This window comes from Pseudomonas sp. A014, assembly GCF_052378495.1.
Lineage (GTDB): Bacteria > Pseudomonadota > Gammaproteobacteria > Pseudomonadales > Pseudomonadaceae > Aquipseudomonas > Aquipseudomonas machongensis.
Genome location: NZ_CP199001.1, coordinates 1,728,612 through 1,747,944, shown reverse-complemented (window position 1 = coordinate 1,747,944; position 19,333 = coordinate 1,728,612). Strand labels below are relative to the sequence as shown.

Here is a 19,333-nt window from a genome sequence, read left to right as displayed (position 1 = left end):
AGATTCAGCAAGTAAGTCACTACGCGACCCGACTTCGGCATCGCGTACTCAAGAGATAAGGTCAGGCAACGGACTTTCAAGGGCTCTCATGAAAAAATCTTCCCCCCGCACAATGCAGCTGCACATCAAGCGACGCACTCGGTGAAAGAGGCCGTTTTCACTGGCTCGACGCCCAACAGCCGGCTGATGCGGGCGCAGTCATCCTCGCGCCGCAACTCGGCAAACAACAGCACCGCCTCCGGGTAGCTGCGGGTCAACATCGCCAACCACTGCTTCATCCGCCCGGGCGCATAGCGCGGCGACAATTTGGCCTGCGCCTGGCGCCAGAACTCGCGCAGCAGCGGTAGCAGGTCGCTCCACACCATCGGCTGGTAGTCCCGCCCCTCGCGCGCTGCGGCGATCTGCAAGCCCAGATCCGGCCTCGACACCAGCCCGCGCCCGAGCATGATGTTTTCGGCGCCGCTGACTTCGCGGCAGCGTCGCCAATCATCGACGGTCCAGATCTCGCCATTGGCAAAGACCGGCACCTTGACCACATCCTGCACCCGCGCCACCCACTCCCAGTGAGCCGGCGGCTTGTAACCCTCTACCTTGGTTCGCGCATGCACCACCAGGTGCTGCGCCCCACCTTCGGCCAGCGCGATGCCACACTCCAGCGCACCATCCGGGCTGTCGAAGCCCAGACGCATCTTCGCCGTCACCGGGATCTGCGCCGGCACCGCCCGTCGAACTTCACGAACGATGGCATGCAGCAGCTCGGGCTCCTTGAGCAGCACAGCGCCCCCGCGAGACTTGTTCACGGTCTTGGCCGGGCAGCCGAAGTTAAGGTCGATTACCGGCGCCCCGAGTTCACAGGCCAGGGCGGCGTTGTCCGCCAGGCACAGCGGATCGGAGCCCAGCAACTGCACACGCATCGGCGTGCCGGCAGCCGTGCGCGCGCCGTTGCGCAACTCGGGTGCCAACTTGTCGAACGACGAAGGTGGCAGCAAGCGATCACAGACACGGATGAACTCGGTGACACACCAGTCGATACCCCCGACGCGGGTCAGCACGTCGCGCAGGATGTTGTCGACCAGCCCCTCCATGGGGGCCAGGGCAATTTGCATTTCAGGGTCCCGACGAGAAAAGGCGGCAGTCTAGCAAAAAATGCCCTTCGATCAGGCGCCGATCAGCGCCGGACCATAGCCCTCGATGAACTCGGCCGGCATCCGCCTGGGCTTGCCGCTGGACAGTTCGATACAGGCAAAGGTGGTTTGCGCGCGCAACAAGGTAACGCCGTCACGTGGGCGCTTGAGCTGAAAACGACGGGTCATGCGCAGGCGCTGATCCCAGTCGATGATCCAGGTGGCCAATTGCAGCTCGTCGTCTTCGTACGCCGCTGCCAGGTAGTCGATCTCATGGCGCACCACGGCCATTGCCCGATCCAGACGACGGTACTCGGCCAGATCCAGCCCCAGGCGCTGCGAGTGACGCCAGGCGCAGCGCTCCAGCCAGGTGACGTAGACAGCGTTGTTGGCATGACCGAGGCCGTCGATATCCTCGGTGCCAACGCGAAGGTCGATGATGAATGGCGCTGCCAGATCCCAGCTCATGCCCGCTCCTGTAGTCAGTGAACGGGCAAAGTGTAACGGATGCTCAGGCGCTTTGCCGTGCCGGTTGCGTCGTACGCGCCAGCAGCTCGAGCACAGCCTGGGCCAGACGCGGGTCAGCCAGCACCCGTTGATGCCCACCTTCCTCCAGCAGCAACAGGCGACTGTCGAACCAGGCCTTGTGGATGAGCTGCGCCTCACTGGCCGCGACCAGCGCATCGTCGGCTGCATGAACCACCAACCCAGGCAACTCGAGCTGGTAGCCACTGACATCCAGCCGATCGATCTGCACGCCCACATCACGCTCGACCTGGCGGATGAAGGCTGCACGCGCCCGCCTGGGCATCCCCAGGCGCCGGGCAAAACCGCGCAACACCCCGAGCAATTGAGCAGGTGCAGCAATGCTCACCGCCGACTCGGCACGCAAGCCCCACTGCAAGGCCAACATGACACTGGCGCCCCCCATCGAATGACCGATCACGGCCCGCAACGGCGGCAGCTCCGCCGCGGCTTCAAGCAGTGCCCGGGCGAACAGCACCACATGCGCCTGCTGCCCCGGCGAACGGCCATGGGCTGGCCCCTCCAGGGACACGACCGTGTGTCCTGCCTGCACCAGGGCTTCGATCAGCGCGGCAAACTGGGTGGGCCGCCCTTCCCAGCCGTGCATCAGGAGCACCGTCGGCCCCTTGCCCCAGCGCAAGGCCGAAAGACCGAAGCGCAGGGTGATACGCTCGGCCGAAGCCAATAGCGGCAACTCCCACTGCCGCGCAGGCAGGTTACGCGGCGTCATGAAGGCGCGCCGCATGCGCCCGGCGACATGCTCGGGGGCCAGATGGCCGAGGGTGCCGTTGACGCTGCGAATCCAGCTCAGGGTCGTCATCGCCTTGCTCCAGAGTTGAGGTTGCTCAGATAACCGCCGACTTGGCGGCGCGCAGAATACGGTCGGAAAGTTCGGTAGCGCCCAGGGCTCGGGCCAGGGCCAGGCCGCCGACCATCAGGGCGAGGTCGGCGAACGCCTTGTCGATATCCTCGGGACGATCGACCATCTGCGCCGTCATAAGCTCGAGGTGTTCGGCCAACATTTCGCGAAAGGCTGCGGGCAAACGCTGCATCTCACCCAACGCATTAGGCAAGGGACAGGCGTGCTCATGGGCATCACGGTGCTTGCGCGACAGATAGAAAGCTGCTGCCAGCGCACGACGCTCGGCACCAGACAGGCTGGGGTCGACCTGCGAAAGCAAGGCCCGTCGCTCACCGAGCAACTGGTCGAATGCCGCCAGCATCAATTCATCCTTGCTATCGAAATGGGCGTAGAAGCCTCCGACGGTGAGGCCTGCTGCAGCCATTACCTGACCTACGCTGGGGTCGGCTGGCCCCTGCTGGATCAGTGCGCTACAGGCGGCGTCGAGAATACGCTCGCGAGTCCGGGTCTTTTTATCGTTCATGGGCACCCCCAAATATGATGATCGAAATATTACGCATGTAATATTTTCTCGCAAGCGAAATCGCGTACCGCTGATCGGGCACCTGGAAGATTAAAGAGGTAGAAAAACAAAAGGCCCATTCAATAATCGAATGAGCCTTTGAAGTCCCGTAAAACACGGGTAAAAATGGCGTCCCCTAGGGGACTCGAACCCCTGTTACCGCCGTGAAAGGGCGGTGTCCTAGGCCACTAGACGAAGGGGACGTAACCTTCGTGCCGATTCATTTTCACGAACCGTGGCAGATTGGTGGAGCTAAGCGGGATCGAACCGCTGACCTCCTGCATGCCATGCAGGCGCTCTCCCAGCTGAGCTATAGCCCCGAAACAAAACAAAAAGCTCACTCAACAGTCGAATGAGCCTTTCAACCCCGCAAAACGCGGGAAGAAATGGCGTCCCCTAGGGGACTCGAACCCCTGTTACCGCCGTGAAAGGGCGGTGTCCTAGGCCACTAGACGAAGGGGACGTAACCTTCGTGCCGATCCGTTTTCACGAACCGCGGCAAAATTGGTGGAGCTAAGCGGGATCGAACCGCTGACCTCCTGCATGCCATGCAGGCGCTCTCCCAGCTGAGCTATAGCCCCGGATTTCTAGCCTCTCGGCCCAGCGACATCATGAAATATCGCTTGTGCAATACTGGCGTCCCCTAGGGGACTCGAACCCCTGTTACCGCCGTGAAAGGGCGGTGTCCTAGGCCACTAGACGAAGGGGACGAACCTTCTTACCTTCAAGACTTGGTTGCTGGACCAGTCTTGCTTCACGACCTTGATCACGAAGCGGAATTTGGTGGAGCTAAGCGGGATCGAACCGCTGACCTCCTGCATGCCATGCAGGCGCTCTCCCAGCTGAGCTATAGCCCCACAATGTCGCTTTGAACTGAATCACCGGCTGGGTGCCTGGTGCTTCATTTTCGTTCATCGCTGTGGACGGGGCGCATATTAAGATCGGATTGCAGCACTGTCAAACGAATTCGTGAAAATATCAAAAATTTTTTTCACAGATAACAATCACTTACCGCCCTGCCCTGCTCCCGGCGATTGCCAGGTCCTGTGGCAGCGGGCAAGCCCACTGCCACAGGGGCGTGAGATAAGCCAATCAGGCGATATTCGCCAGCAGCTTTTCCCACTCCTTATTCTCTTTCTTCGACACGCCGCCCAGCAGTTCCAGCGCCTGGCGCAGACGGTAGCGGGTCAGGTCGGGGCCGAGAATCTCCATGGCATCGAGCACCGACACCGAGCTGGCCTGCCCCGAAATTGCGGCGAACATCAGCGGCATGGCGTCACGCAGCTTCAGCTCCAGGGCCTCGACCACCGCCTGGATGCAGCCGGTAATACGCTCCTTTTCCCACTGCCGCAGGCTTTCGAGCTTCCACAAGATCAACTGCATGACCTGACGCACCTGATCGGGCGACAGTTTCTTGTGCTCGAACAGCTTGGCATCGAGCTTGAGGGCGCCCTCGAAGAAGAACCCGCCCAGTGGCGCGATCTGGCTGAAGGTTTCGACACGACCCTGTACATGCGGTGCGATCTTCATCATGTAGTCGCTGTTGAACGCCCACTTCTGTACGCGCGCCGCAAACTCCTCGACCGGCAGGTCGCGCAGCCACTGACCATTGAGCCAGGACAGCTTCTCGATGTCGAAGATCGGCCCGCCAAGGGAAATACGCGACAGGTCAAAATGCTCGACCATTTCTGCCAGGGAGAACTTCTCGCGCTCGTCCGGCATCGACCAGCCCATGCGCCCCAGGTAGTTGAGCATGGCTTCAGGCATGAAGCCCATACGCTCGTAGAACGTGACCGAGGTCGGGTTTTTGCGCTTGGACAGCTTGGATTTGTCCGGGTTACGCAGCAGCGGCATATAGCACAGCTTGGGTTGCTCCCAGCCAAAATACTCGTAGAGCTTGATCAGCTTCGGCGCCGACGGCAGCCACTCCTCGCCTCGCAAGACGTGGGTGATGCCCATCAGGTGGTCATCGACCACGTTGGCGAGGAAGTACGTCGGCAGGCCATCGTTCTTCATCAGAACCTGCATGTCCATGCGGTCCCATGGAATCTCGACATCGCCACGCAGCATGTCCGGCACCACACAGATACCTTCGCTCGGCACTTTCATGCGAATCACGTGGGGCTCGCCAGCGGCTAGTCGACGCTGCACTTCCTCGGCGCTCATTTTCAATGCGCGGCCGTCATAGCGCGGTGTTTCGCCACGGGCCATCTGTTCAGCACGCATCTGATCCAGCTCTTCGGCGGTGCAGAAGCAATAGAACGCATGGCCGGCATCGACCAGTTGCTTGGCGTACTTGGCGTAGATCTCGCCGCGCTCGCTCTGGCGGTACGGGCCGTGCGGGCCGCCAACGTCCGGACCTTCATTCCATTCGATACCGAGCCAGCGCAGGGCATCGAAAATCTGCTGTTCCGACTCGCGGGTCGAACGCAACTGATCGGTGTCTTCGATGCGCAGGATGAACTCGCCGCCGTGCTGCTTGGCAAAGCAGTAGTTGAACAGGGCGATGTAGGCAGTGCCGACGTGGGGGTCGCCAGTGGGCGATGGCGCGATACGCGTGCGAACGGTGGTCATGGACAGTCTCGGACGAAAGATGAAACAAAGGCGGGATGTTAGCAGGGTGCGGGCATCGGGCTCCAGCAATGGCGCTATCGTCACTTGTGACGGTGCATTGCCGAGCTGTTAAATTTGCTTACATTTCTGGAACGATAGTCCCTATGCCTGCTCAACTCAAACGCCGCCTGCTGATCTTTCTCACCTTGGTGGTGCTGGTCGCCCTCGCCTTTCTCGCCCACTGGTATTTCAAGGGGCGTTTCTACGAAAGCACCGACAATGCCTATGTGCAGGGTGAGATCACTCGCATTTCCAGCCAGCTGGGTGCGCGGGTCGACGAGGTGCTGGTAGAGGACAATCAACACGTCACGCAAGGCGATCTGCTGGTCCGCCTGGAGGTCGCCGACTTCCAGCTGGCGGTCGAGCGTGCCCGCGCGGCACTGGCTACGCGTGAAGCCGAACGCGTCCAGGCGCAAAGCCGACTGACCCAGCAAGACAGCTTGATCGCCGCCGGCCGAGCCCAGGTGGCCGCCAACCAGGCCACTCTTGATCGCTCGCGCCTGGACCTCAATCGTGCCGAAGCCCTGCGCAAACCTGGGTTCGTCTCGGAGGAGCGAGTCACCACCCTGTCTGCGGAAAACCACGTCGCCCGCTCCCAAGTCGACAAAGCCCAGGCCGACCTGCAGAGCCAGCGCCAGCAGATCAATGCGTTGACGGCCGAGCTCAAGCGCCTCGATGCGCAAATTGCCAACGCCCGCGCAGACCTGGCACAGGCAGAACTCAACCTTACCCGCTGTGAAATCCACGCCCCCATCAGTGGCACCATCGGCCAGCGCAGCGCCCGCAATGGCCAGGTGGTGCAGGCCGGCGCCTATCTCCTATCGATCGTTCCGGACGAAGACATCTGGGTGCAGGCCAACTTCAAGGAAACCCAGATCGGCAACATGCATCGGGGTCTGCGTGCCGAACTGATCTTCGACAGCTATCCCGACACCCCGATCGAAGGCCGTGTCGACAGCCTGTTCGCCGCATCCGGGGCGCAATTCAGCCTGCTGCCTCCAGACAATGCCACCGGCAACTTCACCAAGGTGGTGCAACGCATTCCGGTCAAGCTGACCTTTGCAGCCAATAACCCCTTGCACGGTCGCATTCGCCCAGGCATGTCGGTAACCGCCACCGTCGACCTGCGCAACAGCGCCGATCAGGCAGAGCGCGGCGAAACTCACGATGGCCGGTGACCAACTGCTGCGACCGACTGCGGAGCCTAGCCGGCGCGACTGGATTGCGGTGATGAGCGTGATGCTCGGTGCATTCATGGCCGTGCTGGACATTCAGATCACCAACTCCTCGCTCAAGGATATCCAGGGGGCATTGTCTGCCACCTTGGAAGAGGGCTCGTGGATCTCGACCTCCTATCTCGTGGCGGAAATCATCATGATTCCGCTGACCGCCTGGCTTGTGCAGTTACTATCCGCGAGGCGTCTGGCGGTGTGGGTCTCGCTTGGTTTTCTGGCGTCCTCGCTGTTGTGCTCGATGGCCTGGAACCTGGAAAGCATGATCGTGTTTCGCGCTCTCCAGGGGTTTACCGGCGGCGCACTGATTCCGCTGGCCTTCACCCTGACCCTGATCAAGCTGCCCGAACACCATCGAGCCAAGGGCATGGCGATGTTCGCCATGACCGCGACCTTCGCCCCCTCCATCGGTCCGACCCTGGGCGGTTGGCTCACCGAAAACTGGGGGTGGAAATACATCTTCTACATCAACATCCCGCCGGGGCTGGTGATGATCGCAGGGCTGCTCTACGGGCTGGAGAAGAAAGAGGCGCACTGGGAGCTGCTCAAAAGCACCGACTACGCCGGCATCGTCACCCTGGGGGTCGGCCTGGGCTGCCTGCAAGTCTTTCTGGAAGAAGGCCATCGCAAGGACTGGCTGGAGTCGAGCCTTATTGTCGGCCTGGGTACCGTGGCCCTGCTCTGCCTGATCACCTTCGTCATCCTCCAGCTTTCGCGGGCCAACCCCCTGATCAACCTGCGCATCCTCGGCAACCGCAACTTCGGCCTGTCGAGCATCGCCAGCCTGGGGATGGGTGTTGGGCTTTATGGTTCGATCTATCTGCTGCCGCTGTACCTTGCGCAGATCCAGGGCTACAACGCCCTGCAGATCGGCGAGGTGATCATGTGGATGGGAATTCCACAGCTGTTCCTGATTCCGCTGGTGCCGCAACTGATGAAGGTGATTGCGCCCAAGTTGCTCTGTGCACTGGGCTTTTGCCTGTTCGGGGCTGCCAGCTTCGGCTCGGGAGTGCTCAACCCGGACTTCGCAGGGCCACAGTTCAACCATATCCAGATCATTCGCGCACTCGGGCAGCCCATGATCATGGTCACCATCTCGCTGATCGCCACAGCTTACATTCAGCCCCAGGATGCGGGCTCCGCTTCGAGCCTGTTCAACATCCTGCGCAACCTGGGCGGCGCCATTGGTATCGCCTTGCTGGCCACCTTGCTGGATGCAAGGACCAAGGTGTATTTCGACTACCTGCGCGAATCAGTGGTGCCAAGCAACCCGCAAGTGGCGGAGCGGCTGGCCCAGTTGGCCGAACGACTGGGCAGTGACAGCGCGGCACTGGGGCGCTTGAGCGAAATCACCCACCAGCAGGCATTGATCATGGCCTACAACGATGCCTTCCATCTGGTAGGGATCGGTTTGGCGGTCAGCATGGTGGCGGTCTTGCTGACACGCAAACTGCCGCAGGGGCTGAAGGCCGGCGAGGCACACTGACCCTGTAACCCGGCCATTTCTGCGCCGACGAGCGCACTCAGCTGGCGATCAGCCGCTCACGCAGTTGCCCGATCTCGTCGCGCAACTGGGCGGCGGCCTCGAACTCCAGGTCGCGCGCCAGCTGGAACATCTTCTCTTCCAGCACCTTGATGCGCTTGGTGATCTCGCCAGGAGTGGCGAGCTCTGCCTCGTAGCGCGCAGCCTCCTCCGCCGCCTTGGCCATGCCCTTGCGCTTCTTGCTGCGCGCACCGGGCACCGTGGCGCCTTCCAGGATATCGGTGATGTCCTTGACCACCCCCTTGGGCACGATGCCATTCGCCTCGTTGAACGCCACCTGCTTGGCCCGACGCCGCTCGGTCTCGTCGATCGCCCGCTGCATGGACCCTGTCACCTGGTCGGCATAGAGAATCGCCTTGCCGTTGAGGTTGCGCGCAGCGCGACCAATGGTCTGGATCAGCGAACGCTCCGAACGCAGGAAGCCTTCCTTGTCGGCATCGAGAATGGCCACCAGCGATACCTCCGGCATGTCCAACCCCTCACGCAACAGGTTGATGCCCACCAGTACATCAAAGGTACCCAGACGCAGGTCCCGGATGATCTCCACCCGCTCCACGGTGTCAATGTCCGAGTGCAGGTAGCGCACACGCACATCGTGGTCTGCGAGGTAGTCGGTAAGGTCCTCGGCCATGCGCTTGGTCAGGGTCGTCGCCAGCACCCGTTCCCCCACCGCCACGCGCTTGCCGATTTCCGACAGCAGGTCATCCACCTGAGTGAGGGCTGGACGCACCTCTACCTGAGGATCGACCAGACCGGTTGGCCGCACCACCTGCTCGACCACACGCCCGGCATGCTCTGCCTCGTAAGGGCCAGGCGTCGCCGAGACGAAGATGGTCTGCGGGCTGACTGACTCCCACTCGTCGAAGCGCATAGGCCGGTTATCCAGCGCCGATGGCAGGCGGAAACCATACTCCACCAGTGTCTCTTTGCGAGAACGGTCGCCCTTGTACATGGCGCCGACCTGAGGAACGCTGACGTGTGACTCATCGATCACCAGCAACGCGTCGGCAGGAAGATAATCGTAGAGCGTCGGCGGCGGGGCGCCAGCCGGGCGACCGGACAGATAGCGCGAGTAGTTTTCGATACCGTTGCAATAACCCAGCTCGAGAATCATCTCCAGGTCGAAGCGCGTACGCTGCTCCAGACGCTGGGCCTCTACCAGCTTGTTGGCCTTGTTGAGGTACTCCAGCCGCTCGCCGAGCTCCTCCTTGATGCCGTCCACCGCCTCGAGCAGGGTCTCGCGCGGGGTCACATAGTGGCTCTTGGGGTAGAAAGTGAAACGCGGCAGCTTGCGGATCACTTCGCCGGTCAAGGGGTCGAAGGCGGCGATGTTCTCCACCTCGTCGTCGAACAGCTCGATACGGATGGCCTCAAGGTCCGATTCGGCCGGAAAGATGTCGATCACATCACCACGCACCCGGAAGGTGGCACGGGCGAAGTCCATCTCGTTGCGGGTGTACTGCAGGTCGGCCAGCCGGCGCAGCAGTGCGCGCTGGTCGAGCTTGTCGCCGCGATCGACGTGCAGAACCATCTTCAGGTAGGTTTCCGGGCTGCCCAGGCCATAGATACACGACACCGTGGTGACGATGATCGCGTCGCGCCGCTCCAGCAATGCCTTGGTCGCCGACAGGCGCATCTGCTCGATGTGGTCGTTGATCGAGGCATCCTTCTCGATGAAGGTGTCCGACGACGGGACGTAGGCTTCCGGCTGGTAGTAGTCGTAGTAGGAGACGAAGTACTCCACCGCGTTGTGCGGAAAGAAGGCCTTGAACTCGCCATACAGCTGGGCAGCCAGCGTCTTGTTCGGCGCCAGCACCATGGTCGGGCGCTGGACCTGTTGAATGACATTGGCGATGCTGAAGGTCTTGCCGGAGCCTGTCACCCCGAGCAGGGTCTGGTGCGACAGGCCCGCTTCGATACCCTCGACCATCAGACGAATGGCTTCGGGCTGGTCGCCGGCCGGCTGGAATCGGGTAACGAGCTGGAACTCGGACATGACGGACCTCTTGGATGTCGCGGCAACTGTAAATTTAGCCAGTAGTCTATACGCAAAAAGACGCGTCGGGGTGGCCTTTGCCGCCGCAGATGTGAACGCTCATTGCGGTGGACAAGGCAATTCGACCAATGGTCGAAAAATATTTGCGCAAAGCGCCTGAAAACCTGTGCCAGAGTGTCGCAGTGACCGATCGGTATCACTATACTGACTCCCCGTTTGCACCGCTTCAGTGCACTGGGCTGGAGGGTGCATTTCCTATCACTCTCCTATTCAGAGCCAAGGTAACAATGAGCCTGTTTTCCGCTGTCGAGCTGGCACCCCGCGACCCCATCCTGGGCCTCAACGAAGCATTCAACGCTGACCCACGTACCGACAAGGTCAATCTGGGCGTTGGCGTCTATTGCAATGAGGAAGGCCGCATCCCGCTGCTGCGCGCGGTGATCGAAGCCGAAACCCAGCGTGTCGCCCAACATGCCTCCCGCGGCTACCTGCCGATCGACGGTATCGCTGCCTACGACCAGGCCGTACAAAAACTGCTGTTCGGCGCTGAATCCGCACTGCTGGCTGAAGGCCGCGTAGTGACCGTGCAGGCTGTCGGCGGTACCGGCGCCCTCAAGATCGGTGCCGACTTCCTCAAGCGCCTTTCGCCGAACGCGGTAGTCGCCATCAGCGATCCGAGCTGGGAAAACCATCGCGCCCTGTTCGAGACTGCAGGCTTCCCAGTACAGAGCTACCGCTATTACGACGCACCGAGCAACGACGTCAACCGTGCCGGCATGCTCGAAGACCTGAACACGCTGCCCTCGGGCTCGATCGTCGTCCTGCACGCCTGCTGCCATAACCCGACCGGTGTCGATCTGTCGCTCGACGACTGGAAGAACGTACTGGAAGTGGTCAAGGCAAAAGGCCACGTGCCATTCCTCGACATGGCCTACCAGGGCTTCGGCGAAGGCATCGGCGAAGATGCCTTCGCCGTACGCCTGTTCGCCGATTCGGGCCTGGAGTTCTTTGTCTCCAGCTCGTTCTCCAAATCGTTCTCGCTGTATGGCGAGCGCGTCGGCGCGCTGTCGATCGTCACCGCTTCGAAAGACGAGAGCACGCGCGTGCTGTCGCAGGTCAAGCGCGTGATTCGCACCACCTACTCCAACCCGCCGACTCACGGTGCAACCATCGTCGCCACCGTGCTCAACAGCCCGGAACTGCGTCAGATGTGGGAAGCCGAACTGGGCGAAATGCGTGAACGCATCCACGGCATGCGCAAACAGATGGTCTCGCTCCTGGCCGAGTACGGTGCCAACCGCGACTTCAGCTTCGTCGGTCGCCAAGTCGGCATGTTCTCCTACTCGGGCCTGACTGTGGAACAGGTCGCGCGCCTGAAGAACGACTTCGGCATCTACGCGCTGGACACCGGTCGCATCGCTGTGGCGGCACTGAACCAGAGCAACATCCACGTGGTCACCAAGGCCATCGTCGAAGTGCTGTAACTGCTTGATTTGCCAGGGGGCAGCTTGACTTCCCCTTGGCATTCAGTAAGATACGCGCAGATTCCGCGATAGCTCAGTCGGTAGAGCAAATGACTGTTAATCATTGGGTCCCTGGTTCGAGTCCAGGTCGCGGAGCCAGACACTGAAAAACCTCCAGATGCGCAAGCACTGGAGGTTTTTTGTTTTTCCGGCATCAGAAAGATCGTCGCAAGATGCGCTCAGTGGTCGCGCCCGATGGGGTAGAACACCCCGCCACTCCAAACCCCCAACCACTCCTCGCCATCGATCACGCGTGGCACCGCAAGCTCCACCATCTGGTAGAACACATTGCGGTGGATGAGCGCTTCGAGGTTGCTACGCATCAGCAGGTAAGGCGATGGCTCATGCGTTGTCGGATCGGTCTCTACCCGAATGGGGTGATCAGGACCGGCTTCGACCTGATCCTCGACATTGCTGGTGAAACGCAGGACCTGCTGCTCACCACTGCCCTCCACTTCCAGGCTGACCGCCACGAACGGCGCATCATCGACTCGAATGCCGACCTTTTCCACAGGCGTTACCAGGAAATAGTCATCACCGTCGCGACGAATGATGGTAGAGAACAAGCGCACCATCGGCTTGCGCCCGATCGGCGTCCCCAAGTAGTACCAGGTGCCGTCGCGGGCGATGCGCATGTCGATGTCGCCGCAGAAATCGGGATTCCACAGATGCACGGGAGGCAGCCCCTTGTCCTTGGGTATCTGCGCCAGAAGATCGTTGGCCTTGCCCGTACCTGTCATCACCCGTTCCTTACCGACTCATTCCCAGGAGGCTACGAGCGTACTCGCGCATGGGTGCCGCGAGCAAATCCTGCGGCGTATTGTCGTGGAACGTCAACAAACCGCCACGGCTCTTGATGCGCGCGGTATCGATCAGATAGCGCGTGCTGGTTTCGATCAGCATCATCTGCACCACACCGGTATCCCAACCAAGGCGATCCACTGCCTGCTCGTCGTACCATTCGTCGCCATTACCAATGCGGTCATCGGTGCGAGCGAAACGGGTATAGAGCACGTAATGGGCTCCGACCGAACGCGCCTCGGCTATCGCGTCCTCCAACCCCAACGGCGCCTTGGCGCGACGCACCAGCGGGAAGTACTCGACGAAGCTCTTGAATGCTTCTTCGGCAACGGCATTCTGCTGCGGCACCGGCCCTTTCCCAGGCGGCACGAAGGCGCCTTGGCCAATGAAGATGAACGAATCAGGCTGCAGCCGAACCGACAGGGTTCGGGCGGTATCGCTGTGATCGAGCAGACCGGCGTCGCTCATCTGATAGCGAACACCTTCGCCCATGTCGCTGACTTTCATGCAGCCGCTCAACGCCATCAGCGCCAGCAGCAAGACCAGGCTACGCATCTTTCCTCCAGTGACCGGTGACGAAAAACCGGCGAATAGCCGCCAGATGCAGCTTTTGCGCCAGCTCAGCCGCCGATCACCTTCATCACTGTCACACCCCCCGAGAACGCCAGCTCCTGCTTGTCCGCCAGAGCCTTGACCAGCAGACGCTGAATCACTGGAAGTGCCTGGTGACACGGCTTGTCGAGCAGATCGCCGATAAAGTGGCGATTGCTCGAAGACAGGCAGCCATGCAGCCAGCCAGTAGAGGACAGACGCAAGCGCGAGCAGGTCCGGCAAAACGGCACGCTCTCGTTGGCAATCACACCAAAGTAACCTTGGCCAGGAATCTGGTAGCGCAGGGCCGTTGCATCCAAAGCCGCTGGCGCCTGCTGGAAGTGATGATGATCGCCGATCAATGCCAGCAATTGCTCGAGACTGACGAACTGACGCAGGAATGCATTCGAATCAAGTGCCAGGTGACCCATGCGCATCAACTCGATGAAACGCAGTTCATAGCCTCTTGCCAGGCAGTAATTGAGCAGCGGCACTACCTGATCGAGATTGTGCCCGCGCATCGGCACCATGTTGACCTTGATGCGCATACCCGCCGCACTCGCCTCCTCCATGCCCCTCAGCACGCTGGCCAGGTCGCCGCCCCGAGCGATGCTGCGAAATGCGGTTGGGTCGAGGGTATCGAGCGAGACATTGAGCCGGTCGATACCCGCTGCACGCAACATCGCAAGCTTGCGACTGAGCAACTGACCGTTGGTGGTCAAGGCGATATCCTTGAGCCCCAAGCCACCGACAATCTTCAGGAATGGCTCCAGGCGGGGGCTGATCAATGGTTCGCCACCGGTGATGCGCAGACGCTCGATACCTGCGGCATCGACCAGAAGAGCCACCCCGCGCGCCAGTGCATCGGCGGACAGCTCATCCTGCGCCGCCACCAGGCGCTTGCCATCGGGCACACAGTAACTGCACGCATAGTTGCAGGCAGCTGTCAGGCTGACGCGCAGGTTGCGAAAACGCCTGCCTTGACGATCGACGATCATGGGTGACTCCGGCATGAGAAAAGCGAGCCGGCAAAACTTGACTCAAAGATCAGGTTTTTGCAAGCCCTGTCGCCGAAGCAGAAGTGACTGGCGGAGCCTGCCCGTCATGGACAACGCTCCGCAGGGGGTCTTCAGGCGGCCGGTTCCGGGTCGCGCTTGCGCTTGTTGCCCATGCGCACGCCGATGTCCATCAGGAACTGGAAGAAACCTTCCTGATCCTCGAGAACGTTGCTCCAGAACGGCGAGTGATACAGCGCTACGGCGCCATGCACCAACGCCCAGGCAGCGCAGTAGTGGAAGTATGGCGGCACATCCTCGAGCTTACCTTCACTGATACGGCCCTTGATCAGCTGGGTCAGGCGCTCGAAATTGGAGGCGCGAATACGGTGCAGTTCCTCGACCATCTCCGGCACCTGGTTACCCTTGACCACCTTCTCCTCGAGACGGTCGAACAAGCGGTAGCGCTGGGGATCGCGCATGCGGAACTCGAAGTAGGCTCGCGAAAGGGCTTCCTTGTCGCGATCGACGTCGTCCGAATGCAACAGCGCGTTCAAATCACGCTCGTAGTCGAGCATCAGGCGCAGGTAGATCTCCGCCTTGGACTTGAAGTGCTTGTAGATCGTGCCTTTGCCGATACCGACCGCGTCGGCGATCATCTCGACGGTGACACTGTCTTCACCCTGTTCGAGAAACAGCTTGAGCGCCGTGTCGAGGATTTCTTGCTCGCGGCGACGAAACTCACGGACCTTACGAGGTTCTTTCTGCATAAGAAGGACTGGATGACAATCGAAGCGGATTATTATGCCTAACTTGCAGCAAATTGCACGGATCATCCAACCATATCTGTGTTTCATGATGAGTTCGAGTGCAAACCGGGTCTGTCCGGCCTGAATCCCATGGATGCGTCCGTTACCCCACGCACGGCTGTCGCTCGTCTACAGCCGAAGCGGCGGAGCTCGCCAGACTCACCAGGCTCATCGAACGTTGTAAGCCGCCGGGAAGCAGCGCACGATCTACACACTCTCCAGACTTTTCACCGCACATCTATACAGATAGATACCTAATAGCAGCAAACTCATCCGATTTCTGCTGGCTGCCATACCCTGATGGCCCATTGATTGTCAGGTGTATTCCAAATCTGTTTAAAAAACGACCAACTGACGCTGGCAGTGCGAGGATACTCGCCAATACTTGAAGTGTTGGCGCGGCGCATCCCCCCAAGTGGCGCGCCGATAAAGGTGCCCAGGGACCGCGTACCTTTGTTTTACTCCTAATGGTCTTAACCCGGATTCCTCCCCCAGAATCCGGGTTTTTTTTGCCCGCCTTGCTTTAGCTTCAGGCGACGCGTGCCAAGGGGAACAGGCGCTTGAAGTTGGCGGTCGTCTGCTCGGCCAACTGCGCGTAGCTCACCCCTCGCAACGATGCGACGTACTCGGCGACTTCACGCACGTACTGCGGCAGGTTCGGCTTGCCGCGATACGGGATGGGCGCCAGGTATGGCGAGTCGGTCTCTACCAGCAGCCGGTCGACAGGCACCTGGCGGGCGACCTCGCGCAGGGCTTCGGCATTGCGGAAGGTGACGATTCCGGAGAGCGAGATGTAGTACCCCAGATCGAGTGCAGCCTTGGCCATGTCCCAGTCTTCTGTAAAGCAGTGCAACACGCCCGCCTGCGGCAGACTGGCCTCGCGCAGCAGCGCCAGGGTGTCGGCCCGCGCCGCACGGGTGTGAACGATCACCGGCTTGCCTGTCTGCCGAGACGCCTCCAGGTGCAGGCGGAAAGACGCCTGCTGCAACTCGGCGGCCTCAGGCTCGTAGTGATAGTCCAATCCGGTTTCGCCAATTGCCACCACGTGCGGGTGAGCCAGCTCGCGCAACAACCATTCCAGCGCCGGCGTCTCCCCCGGGGCCAGATCGAGCGGGTGCACGCCTACCGAACAGTCGACGTCGGCGTACTGCTCGCTCAGGGCCTTTACCGCCCCGGCGTTCTCGGCGCTTACGCCGATGCACAGAAAATGCCCGACCCCACGCTCGCGGGCCGCCTGCAGGGCGGCGTCGAGCGAGCCCGCATGGGCGCTCAGGTCAAGTCGGTCGAGGTGGCAATGGGAATCTACGAGCATGGAATGAGAGCACACATGAAAATGAACGATGGGGAATCAGCGCGTGGCCAGCATCTGCAGCCAATGGGCCAACAGGGCTTCGAGCAGCAGCACGCGATTGAGGTTGGCCTTGCCCTGCACTTTCTGGCGCTGCTCGAGAATCCAGGCCTGGACCTCGAGCACCCTGCCCTGCCGGCTCTTCTGCGCAAGGTATTGTATGACCTTGCGCATGTCGGCCAAGCCTAGCCCGTCTTCGTCCTGGGTCAACTGGTAGCGCAGGATCAGGTGCGACCAGTCGCAGAACCAGTCGAACAGCAACAGCAGCGGCACGTTGTTCCAGGCCTCGGCCAACTGGCTGGGCGATTGCTGCTGCTTGATCAACTTCTTCACCCCCTCGGTGACCAGTGCCCGTTGCTCGCGCACACCCTGGGACTGCAAGCTGACAGCCATCAGTGGAGACCCTGCCGCCAGGGTCAGCAGTTCGTCACGCTCGACCTGATCGAGCTCCGGTAGCGCCGTCGCCAGCCAGGCCTGACTCTGCGCAAGCGTCGGCTGCGCACAGGCGACTTGCTGGCAACGGCTCTTGATCGTTGGCAACAAACGGCTGGGCTGATGGCTCACCAGCAGCAGCACGGTATCGCCCGAAGGCTCTTCGAGACTCTTGAGCAAAGCGTTGGAGGCGTTGACGTTCATCGCTTCGACCGGCTCGATCAGTACCACCTTGCGCCCGCCCAGCTGCGCAGTCTGCACCACGAACGAAACCAGATCCCGCACCTGGTCGACCTTGATGGGCTTGTCGGCCTCTTCGGGTTCCAGCACGAAGTTATCGGGGTGGCTGCCAGCCTTGAGCAACAGGCACGACTTGCATTGCCCGCAGGCATCCACCCCTTGCGGCTGCTGGCACAACAGGCGAGCCATCAGGCGTTCGGCCATGGCGCGCTTGCCGATACCCTGCGGCCCGTGCAACAGGTAGGCATGGGCATGCTGGCTGCGCCCGGCCAACTGCTGCCAGAGCGCTTGCTGCCAGGGGTAGGCCTCAGCCACGGCAACGCTCCAGGATACCTGGCAGCAATGCGTCGATGGCGCGCTGCACCGCCTCAAGCGGCTGCCCGGCATCCAGCAGGCTGTAGCGCTGCGGCGCTTGGCCTGCGCGCTGCAGATAAGCCTGACGCACCGACTCGAAGAATGCCTGGCCCTCCTGCTCGAAGCGGTCCAGGCGACCGCGGGCGGCAGCACGGGCAAGACCGACTTCTACTGGCAGATCGAAGACCAGGGTCAGGTCCGGGCGCAGCGTGCCCTGAACGAAGTCTTCCAGCACCGCGATGCGCTCCACGGGCAAGCCACGCCCCCCGCCCTGATAGGCGTAGGTGGCGTCGGTGAAACGGTCGCAGAGCACCACGGCGCCCCGCGCCAGTGCTGGGCGAATGACCTCGGCCAAGTGCTGGGCGCGCGCAGCGAACATCAACAGGAGCTCGGTGTCGACCGCCATGGTTTCGTCGCTGGGAGCGAGGAGCAACTCGCGGATACGCTCGGCCAACGGCGTACCACCAGGCTCACGGGTCATGACCACATCCACGCCCTGCTCACGCAGGCGCGCGGCCAGGTACTCGCGATTGGTGCTCTTGCCCGCGCCTTCGGGGCCTTCCAGAGTGATGAACAAACCGCTCACGGGCATTCCTTACTGTTTTTCGGTGGGCGCCGGCGCTTGTGCGGGCGCGGGCTCTTCGGCGGACTGGGTTGGCGCGCCTTCAAGGGCTTCGCCGGACCGAGGCGCGGCTTCAGTTGGCGGCTCGGCGTCCGGTGCCTGATCGGCCGTGCCCTGCGGGGCTTGTGGCGCCGGACTGGAACGGTAGTCGGCGCGGCGCTTGAGCTGATATTCGCGCACAGCCGTATTGTGGTCGTCCAGGTCATCGGAGAAGACGTGGCTGCCATCGCCACGCGCGACGAAATACAGGCTGGTACCGTCTGACGGATTCAGCGCGGCGTGAATCGCTTCGCGTCCGACCATGGCGATCGGTGTCGGCGGCAGGCCGGTCATGGTGTATGTGTTGTAGGGTGTCGGTGCACGCAGGTCGGCACGCGTGATCTTGCCGTTATAGCGCTCACCCATGCCGTAGATAACCGTAGGATCGGTCTGCAGCATCATGCCCAAGCGAAGGCGGCGCACAAATACGCCTGCGATCTGCCCTCGCTCCTGAGGAATACCGGTTTCCTTCTCCACCAGCGAGGCCATGATCAGCGCCTGGTAGGGATCACGGTATGGCAAATCGGTCACCCGATCCGCCCACTCCTTGGCCAGCACCTCCTCAAGGCGCATGTAGGCTTGCTGCAACAGTTCGACATCAGTCATGCCGCGCACGAAGCGATAGGTGTCCGGGAAGAAACGCCCCTCAGGGAAAACACCGGTATGCCCAAGCTTGTCCATCACTTCAGTGTCGGAGAGCCCGTCGAGGGTGTGCTTGATCTTTTCATGCCTGGCCACGGCCGTGCGCACCTGGCGGAAGGTCCACCCCTCGACCAGGGTGAGGTTGTACTGCACCACATCGCCACGGCGCCAGGCGTCGAACAGGGCTTCGACGGTCATTCCGGGCGTCAGGCGGTACTCACCCGTATGCAGTGCGGTGCCAGCCATGTTGAAACGCCAGTAAAGACGCAACCAGAAGGCATCGTCGAGCAGCCCCTCGCTCTGCATGCGGTAGAACATGCGGTTGGGGTTGGTGCCATTGGGCACATCGAGCAGGCGCTCTTCGGTGACATGCAGCGGCTGCTCCAGGACCGAGTTAACCTTCCAGGCCGACCAGCCTACGGCCAGGCCGGCAAGGATCAGGCCCATTTCCAGCAGCAGCAGGATTTTGCGTCTCACGAA

18 protein-coding genes and 7 tRNA genes are annotated in these 19,333 nt (G+C 61.4%); 5 read left to right on the top strand and 20 right to left on the bottom strand.

The window, feature by feature from the left end:
- Nucleotides 1–125: 125 nt before the first annotated feature.
- From ACTYOL_RS08295 to gltX, 11 genes are all read right to left on the bottom strand, one after another.
- On the bottom strand, nt 126–1,106 hold the full coding sequence (locus ACTYOL_RS08295) for a tRNA dihydrouridine synthase (protein ID WP_054893092.1): 981 nt from the start codon (nt 1,104–1,106) through the stop codon (nt 126–128).
- 51 nt (nt 1,107–1,157) lie between these two features.
- Entirely contained in the window at nt 1,158–1,592 is a 435-nt protein-coding gene (locus tag ACTYOL_RS08290) for an acyl-CoA thioesterase (protein ID WP_054893091.1), read from the bottom strand.
- A 43-nt stretch (nt 1,593–1,635) separates the two neighbouring features.
- Nucleotides 1,636–2,469 carry an alpha/beta fold hydrolase gene (locus tag ACTYOL_RS08285; protein ID WP_153773431.1) on the bottom strand — a complete coding sequence of 278 codons (834 nt, stop codon included), beginning with the start codon at nt 2,467–2,469 and terminating at the stop codon, nt 1,636–1,638.
- A 25-nt stretch (nt 2,470–2,494) separates the two neighbouring features.
- Nucleotides 2,495–3,034 carry a TetR/AcrR family transcriptional regulator gene (locus ACTYOL_RS08280; RefSeq protein ID WP_054893089.1) on the bottom strand — a complete coding sequence of 180 codons (540 nt, stop codon included), beginning with the start codon at nt 3,032–3,034 and terminating at the stop codon, nt 2,495–2,497.
- A 166-nt stretch (nt 3,035–3,200) separates the two neighbouring features.
- Nucleotides 3,201–3,276, bottom strand: a tRNA-Glu gene (locus ACTYOL_RS08275).
- A gap of 41 nt (nt 3,277–3,317) precedes the next feature.
- Nucleotides 3,318–3,393: transfer RNA gene (locus ACTYOL_RS08270), tRNA-Ala, on the bottom strand.
- 67 nt (nt 3,394–3,460) lie between these two features.
- Nucleotides 3,461–3,536, bottom strand: a tRNA-Glu gene (locus ACTYOL_RS08265).
- Nucleotides 3,537–3,578: 42 nt separating this feature from the next.
- Nucleotides 3,579–3,654 (bottom strand) — tRNA-Ala (locus tag ACTYOL_RS08260).
- Between the two features lie 53 nt (nt 3,655–3,707).
- Nucleotides 3,708–3,783: transfer RNA gene (locus tag ACTYOL_RS08255), tRNA-Glu, on the bottom strand.
- Nucleotides 3,784–3,854: 71 nt separating this feature from the next.
- A tRNA-Ala gene (locus tag ACTYOL_RS08250) sits at nt 3,855–3,930 on the bottom strand.
- A gap of 235 nt (nt 3,931–4,165) precedes the next feature.
- Complete coding sequence (gene gltX, locus ACTYOL_RS08245; protein ID WP_054893088.1) at nt 4,166–5,647, bottom strand: glutamate--tRNA ligase; 1,482 nt, start codon at nt 5,645–5,647, stop codon at nt 4,166–4,168.
- A 143-nt stretch (nt 5,648–5,790) separates the two neighbouring features.
- On the opposite strand from gltX, the gene ACTYOL_RS08240 reads away from it, so the two are divergent.
- Nucleotides 5,791–6,864, top strand: a complete 1,074-nt coding sequence (locus ACTYOL_RS08240; RefSeq protein WP_444757765.1) for an HlyD family secretion protein — start codon at nt 5,791–5,793, stop codon at nt 6,862–6,864.
- Nucleotides 6,865–6,913: 49 nt separating this feature from the next.
- Nucleotides 6,914–8,404 carry a DHA2 family efflux MFS transporter permease subunit gene (locus ACTYOL_RS08235; RefSeq protein WP_444758133.1) on the top strand — a complete coding sequence of 497 codons (1,491 nt, stop codon included), beginning with the start codon at nt 6,914–6,916 and terminating at the stop codon, nt 8,402–8,404.
- A gap of 37 nt (nt 8,405–8,441) precedes the next feature.
- Here ACTYOL_RS08235 and uvrB read toward each other — a convergent pair whose 3' ends face one another.
- Entirely contained in the window at nt 8,442–10,457 is a 2,016-nt protein-coding gene (uvrB, locus tag ACTYOL_RS08230; RefSeq protein ID WP_054893085.1) for an excinuclease ABC subunit UvrB, read from the bottom strand.
- Between uvrB and ACTYOL_RS08225 the strand changes: the two genes are divergently transcribed.
- The 3 genes from ACTYOL_RS08225 (at nt 10,456) to ACTYOL_RS08215 (ending at nt 12,079) form a co-directional block, all read left to right on the top strand.
- Nucleotides 10,456–10,617, top strand: a complete 162-nt coding sequence (locus ACTYOL_RS08225) for a hypothetical protein (protein WP_155738200.1) — start codon at nt 10,456–10,458, stop codon at nt 10,615–10,617. The two genes, uvrB and ACTYOL_RS08225, sit on opposite strands and share 2 nt — an antisense overlap.
- A 127-nt stretch (nt 10,618–10,744) precedes the next feature.
- Nucleotides 10,745–11,941 (top strand): amino acid aminotransferase, encoded by a 1,197-nt coding sequence (locus ACTYOL_RS08220; protein WP_153773508.1) that lies wholly within the window; start codon nt 10,745–10,747, stop codon nt 11,939–11,941.
- 62 nt (nt 11,942–12,003) lie between these two features.
- Nucleotides 12,004–12,079 (top strand) — tRNA-Asn (locus ACTYOL_RS08215).
- Between the two features lie 80 nt (nt 12,080–12,159).
- Here the strand turns inward: ACTYOL_RS08215 and ACTYOL_RS08210 are convergent.
- The 8 genes from ACTYOL_RS08210 to mltG all read right to left on the bottom strand — a co-directional run bounded on the left by ACTYOL_RS08210 (nt 12,160) and on the right by mltG (nt 19,330).
- A complete protein-coding gene (locus tag ACTYOL_RS08210; RefSeq protein ID WP_444757764.1) occupies nt 12,160–12,720 on the bottom strand; it encodes a DUF1285 domain-containing protein in 561 nt (186 codons plus the stop codon).
- Between the two features lie 10 nt (nt 12,721–12,730).
- Nucleotides 12,731–13,336, bottom strand: a complete 606-nt coding sequence (locus tag ACTYOL_RS08205) for a DUF4823 domain-containing protein (RefSeq protein WP_197889843.1) — start codon at nt 13,334–13,336, stop codon at nt 12,731–12,733.
- Nucleotides 13,337–13,401: 65 nt separating this feature from the next.
- Nucleotides 13,402–14,370 carry a GTP 3',8-cyclase MoaA gene (locus ACTYOL_RS08200; RefSeq protein WP_444757763.1) on the bottom strand — a complete coding sequence of 323 codons (969 nt, stop codon included), beginning with the start codon at nt 14,368–14,370 and terminating at the stop codon, nt 13,402–13,404.
- A gap of 131 nt (nt 14,371–14,501) precedes the next feature.
- Nucleotides 14,502–15,137: a TetR/AcrR family transcriptional regulator gene (locus ACTYOL_RS08195; RefSeq protein WP_065861191.1), complete on the bottom strand. Its 636-nt coding sequence runs from the start codon at nt 15,135–15,137 to the stop codon at nt 14,502–14,504.
- A gap of 568 nt (nt 15,138–15,705) precedes the next feature.
- Entirely contained in the window at nt 15,706–16,488 is a 783-nt protein-coding gene (locus ACTYOL_RS08190) for a TatD family hydrolase (RefSeq protein ID WP_063543837.1), read from the bottom strand.
- Nucleotides 16,489–16,524: 36 nt separating this feature from the next.
- A complete protein-coding gene (locus tag ACTYOL_RS08185) occupies nt 16,525–17,511 on the bottom strand; it encodes a DNA polymerase III subunit delta' (protein WP_197889845.1) in 987 nt (328 codons plus the stop codon).
- Nucleotides 17,504–18,136 carry a dTMP kinase gene (gene tmk / locus ACTYOL_RS08180; RefSeq protein WP_197889846.1) on the bottom strand — a complete coding sequence of 211 codons (633 nt, stop codon included), beginning with the start codon at nt 18,134–18,136 and terminating at the stop codon, nt 17,504–17,506. The genes ACTYOL_RS08185 and tmk overlap by 8 nt, the downstream gene beginning before the upstream one ends.
- 9 nt (nt 18,137–18,145) lie before the next feature.
- The gene (mltG, locus tag ACTYOL_RS08175; protein WP_197889847.1) at nt 18,146–19,330 is read right to left on the bottom strand and encodes an endolytic transglycosylase MltG; all 1,185 of its coding nucleotides are present in this window, start codon (nt 19,328–19,330) and stop codon (nt 18,146–18,148) included.
- Between the last annotated feature and the right edge of the window lie 3 nt (nt 19,331–19,333).

Bases quoted from the DNA above. Each gene is read 5' to 3' on its own strand.
- ACTYOL_RS08295 (WP_054893092.1), bottom strand. From the start codon at position 1,106: ATGCAAATTGCCCTGGCCCCCATGGAGGGGCTGGTCGACAACATCCTG.
- ACTYOL_RS08290 (WP_054893091.1), bottom strand. From the start codon at position 1,592: ATGAGCTGGGATCTGGCAGCGCCATTCATCATCGACCTTCGCGTTGGC.
- ACTYOL_RS08285 (WP_153773431.1), bottom strand. From the start codon at position 2,469: ATGACGACCCTGAGCTGGATTCGCAGCGTCAACGGCACCCTCGGCCAT.
- ACTYOL_RS08280 (WP_054893089.1), bottom strand. From the start codon at position 3,034: ATGAACGATAAAAAGACCCGGACTCGCGAGCGTATTCTCGACGCCGCC.
- gltX (WP_054893088.1), bottom strand. From the start codon at position 5,647: ATGACCACCGTTCGCACGCGTATCGCGCCATCGCCCACTGGCGACCCC.
- ACTYOL_RS08240 (WP_444757765.1), top strand. From the start codon at position 5,791: ATGCCTGCTCAACTCAAACGCCGCCTGCTGATCTTTCTCACCTTGGTG.
- ACTYOL_RS08225 (WP_155738200.1), top strand. From the start codon at position 10,456: ATGACGGACCTCTTGGATGTCGCGGCAACTGTAAATTTAGCCAGTAGT.
- uvrB (WP_054893085.1), bottom strand. From the start codon at position 10,457: ATGTCCGAGTTCCAGCTCGTTACCCGATTCCAGCCGGCCGGCGACCAG.
- ACTYOL_RS08220 (WP_153773508.1), top strand. From the start codon at position 10,745: ATGAGCCTGTTTTCCGCTGTCGAGCTGGCACCCCGCGACCCCATCCTG.
- ACTYOL_RS08210 (WP_444757764.1), bottom strand. From the start codon at position 12,720: ATGACAGGTACGGGCAAGGCCAACGATCTTCTGGCGCAGATACCCAAG.
- ACTYOL_RS08205 (WP_197889843.1), bottom strand. From the start codon at position 13,336: ATGCGTAGCCTGGTCTTGCTGCTGGCGCTGATGGCGTTGAGCGGCTGC.
- ACTYOL_RS08200 (WP_444757763.1), bottom strand. From the start codon at position 14,370: ATGATCGTCGATCGTCAAGGCAGGCGTTTTCGCAACCTGCGCGTCAGC.
- ACTYOL_RS08195 (WP_065861191.1), bottom strand. From the start codon at position 15,137: ATGCAGAAAGAACCTCGTAAGGTCCGTGAGTTTCGTCGCCGCGAGCAA.
- ACTYOL_RS08190 (WP_063543837.1), bottom strand. From the start codon at position 16,488: ATGCTCGTAGATTCCCATTGCCACCTCGACCGACTTGACCTGAGCGCC.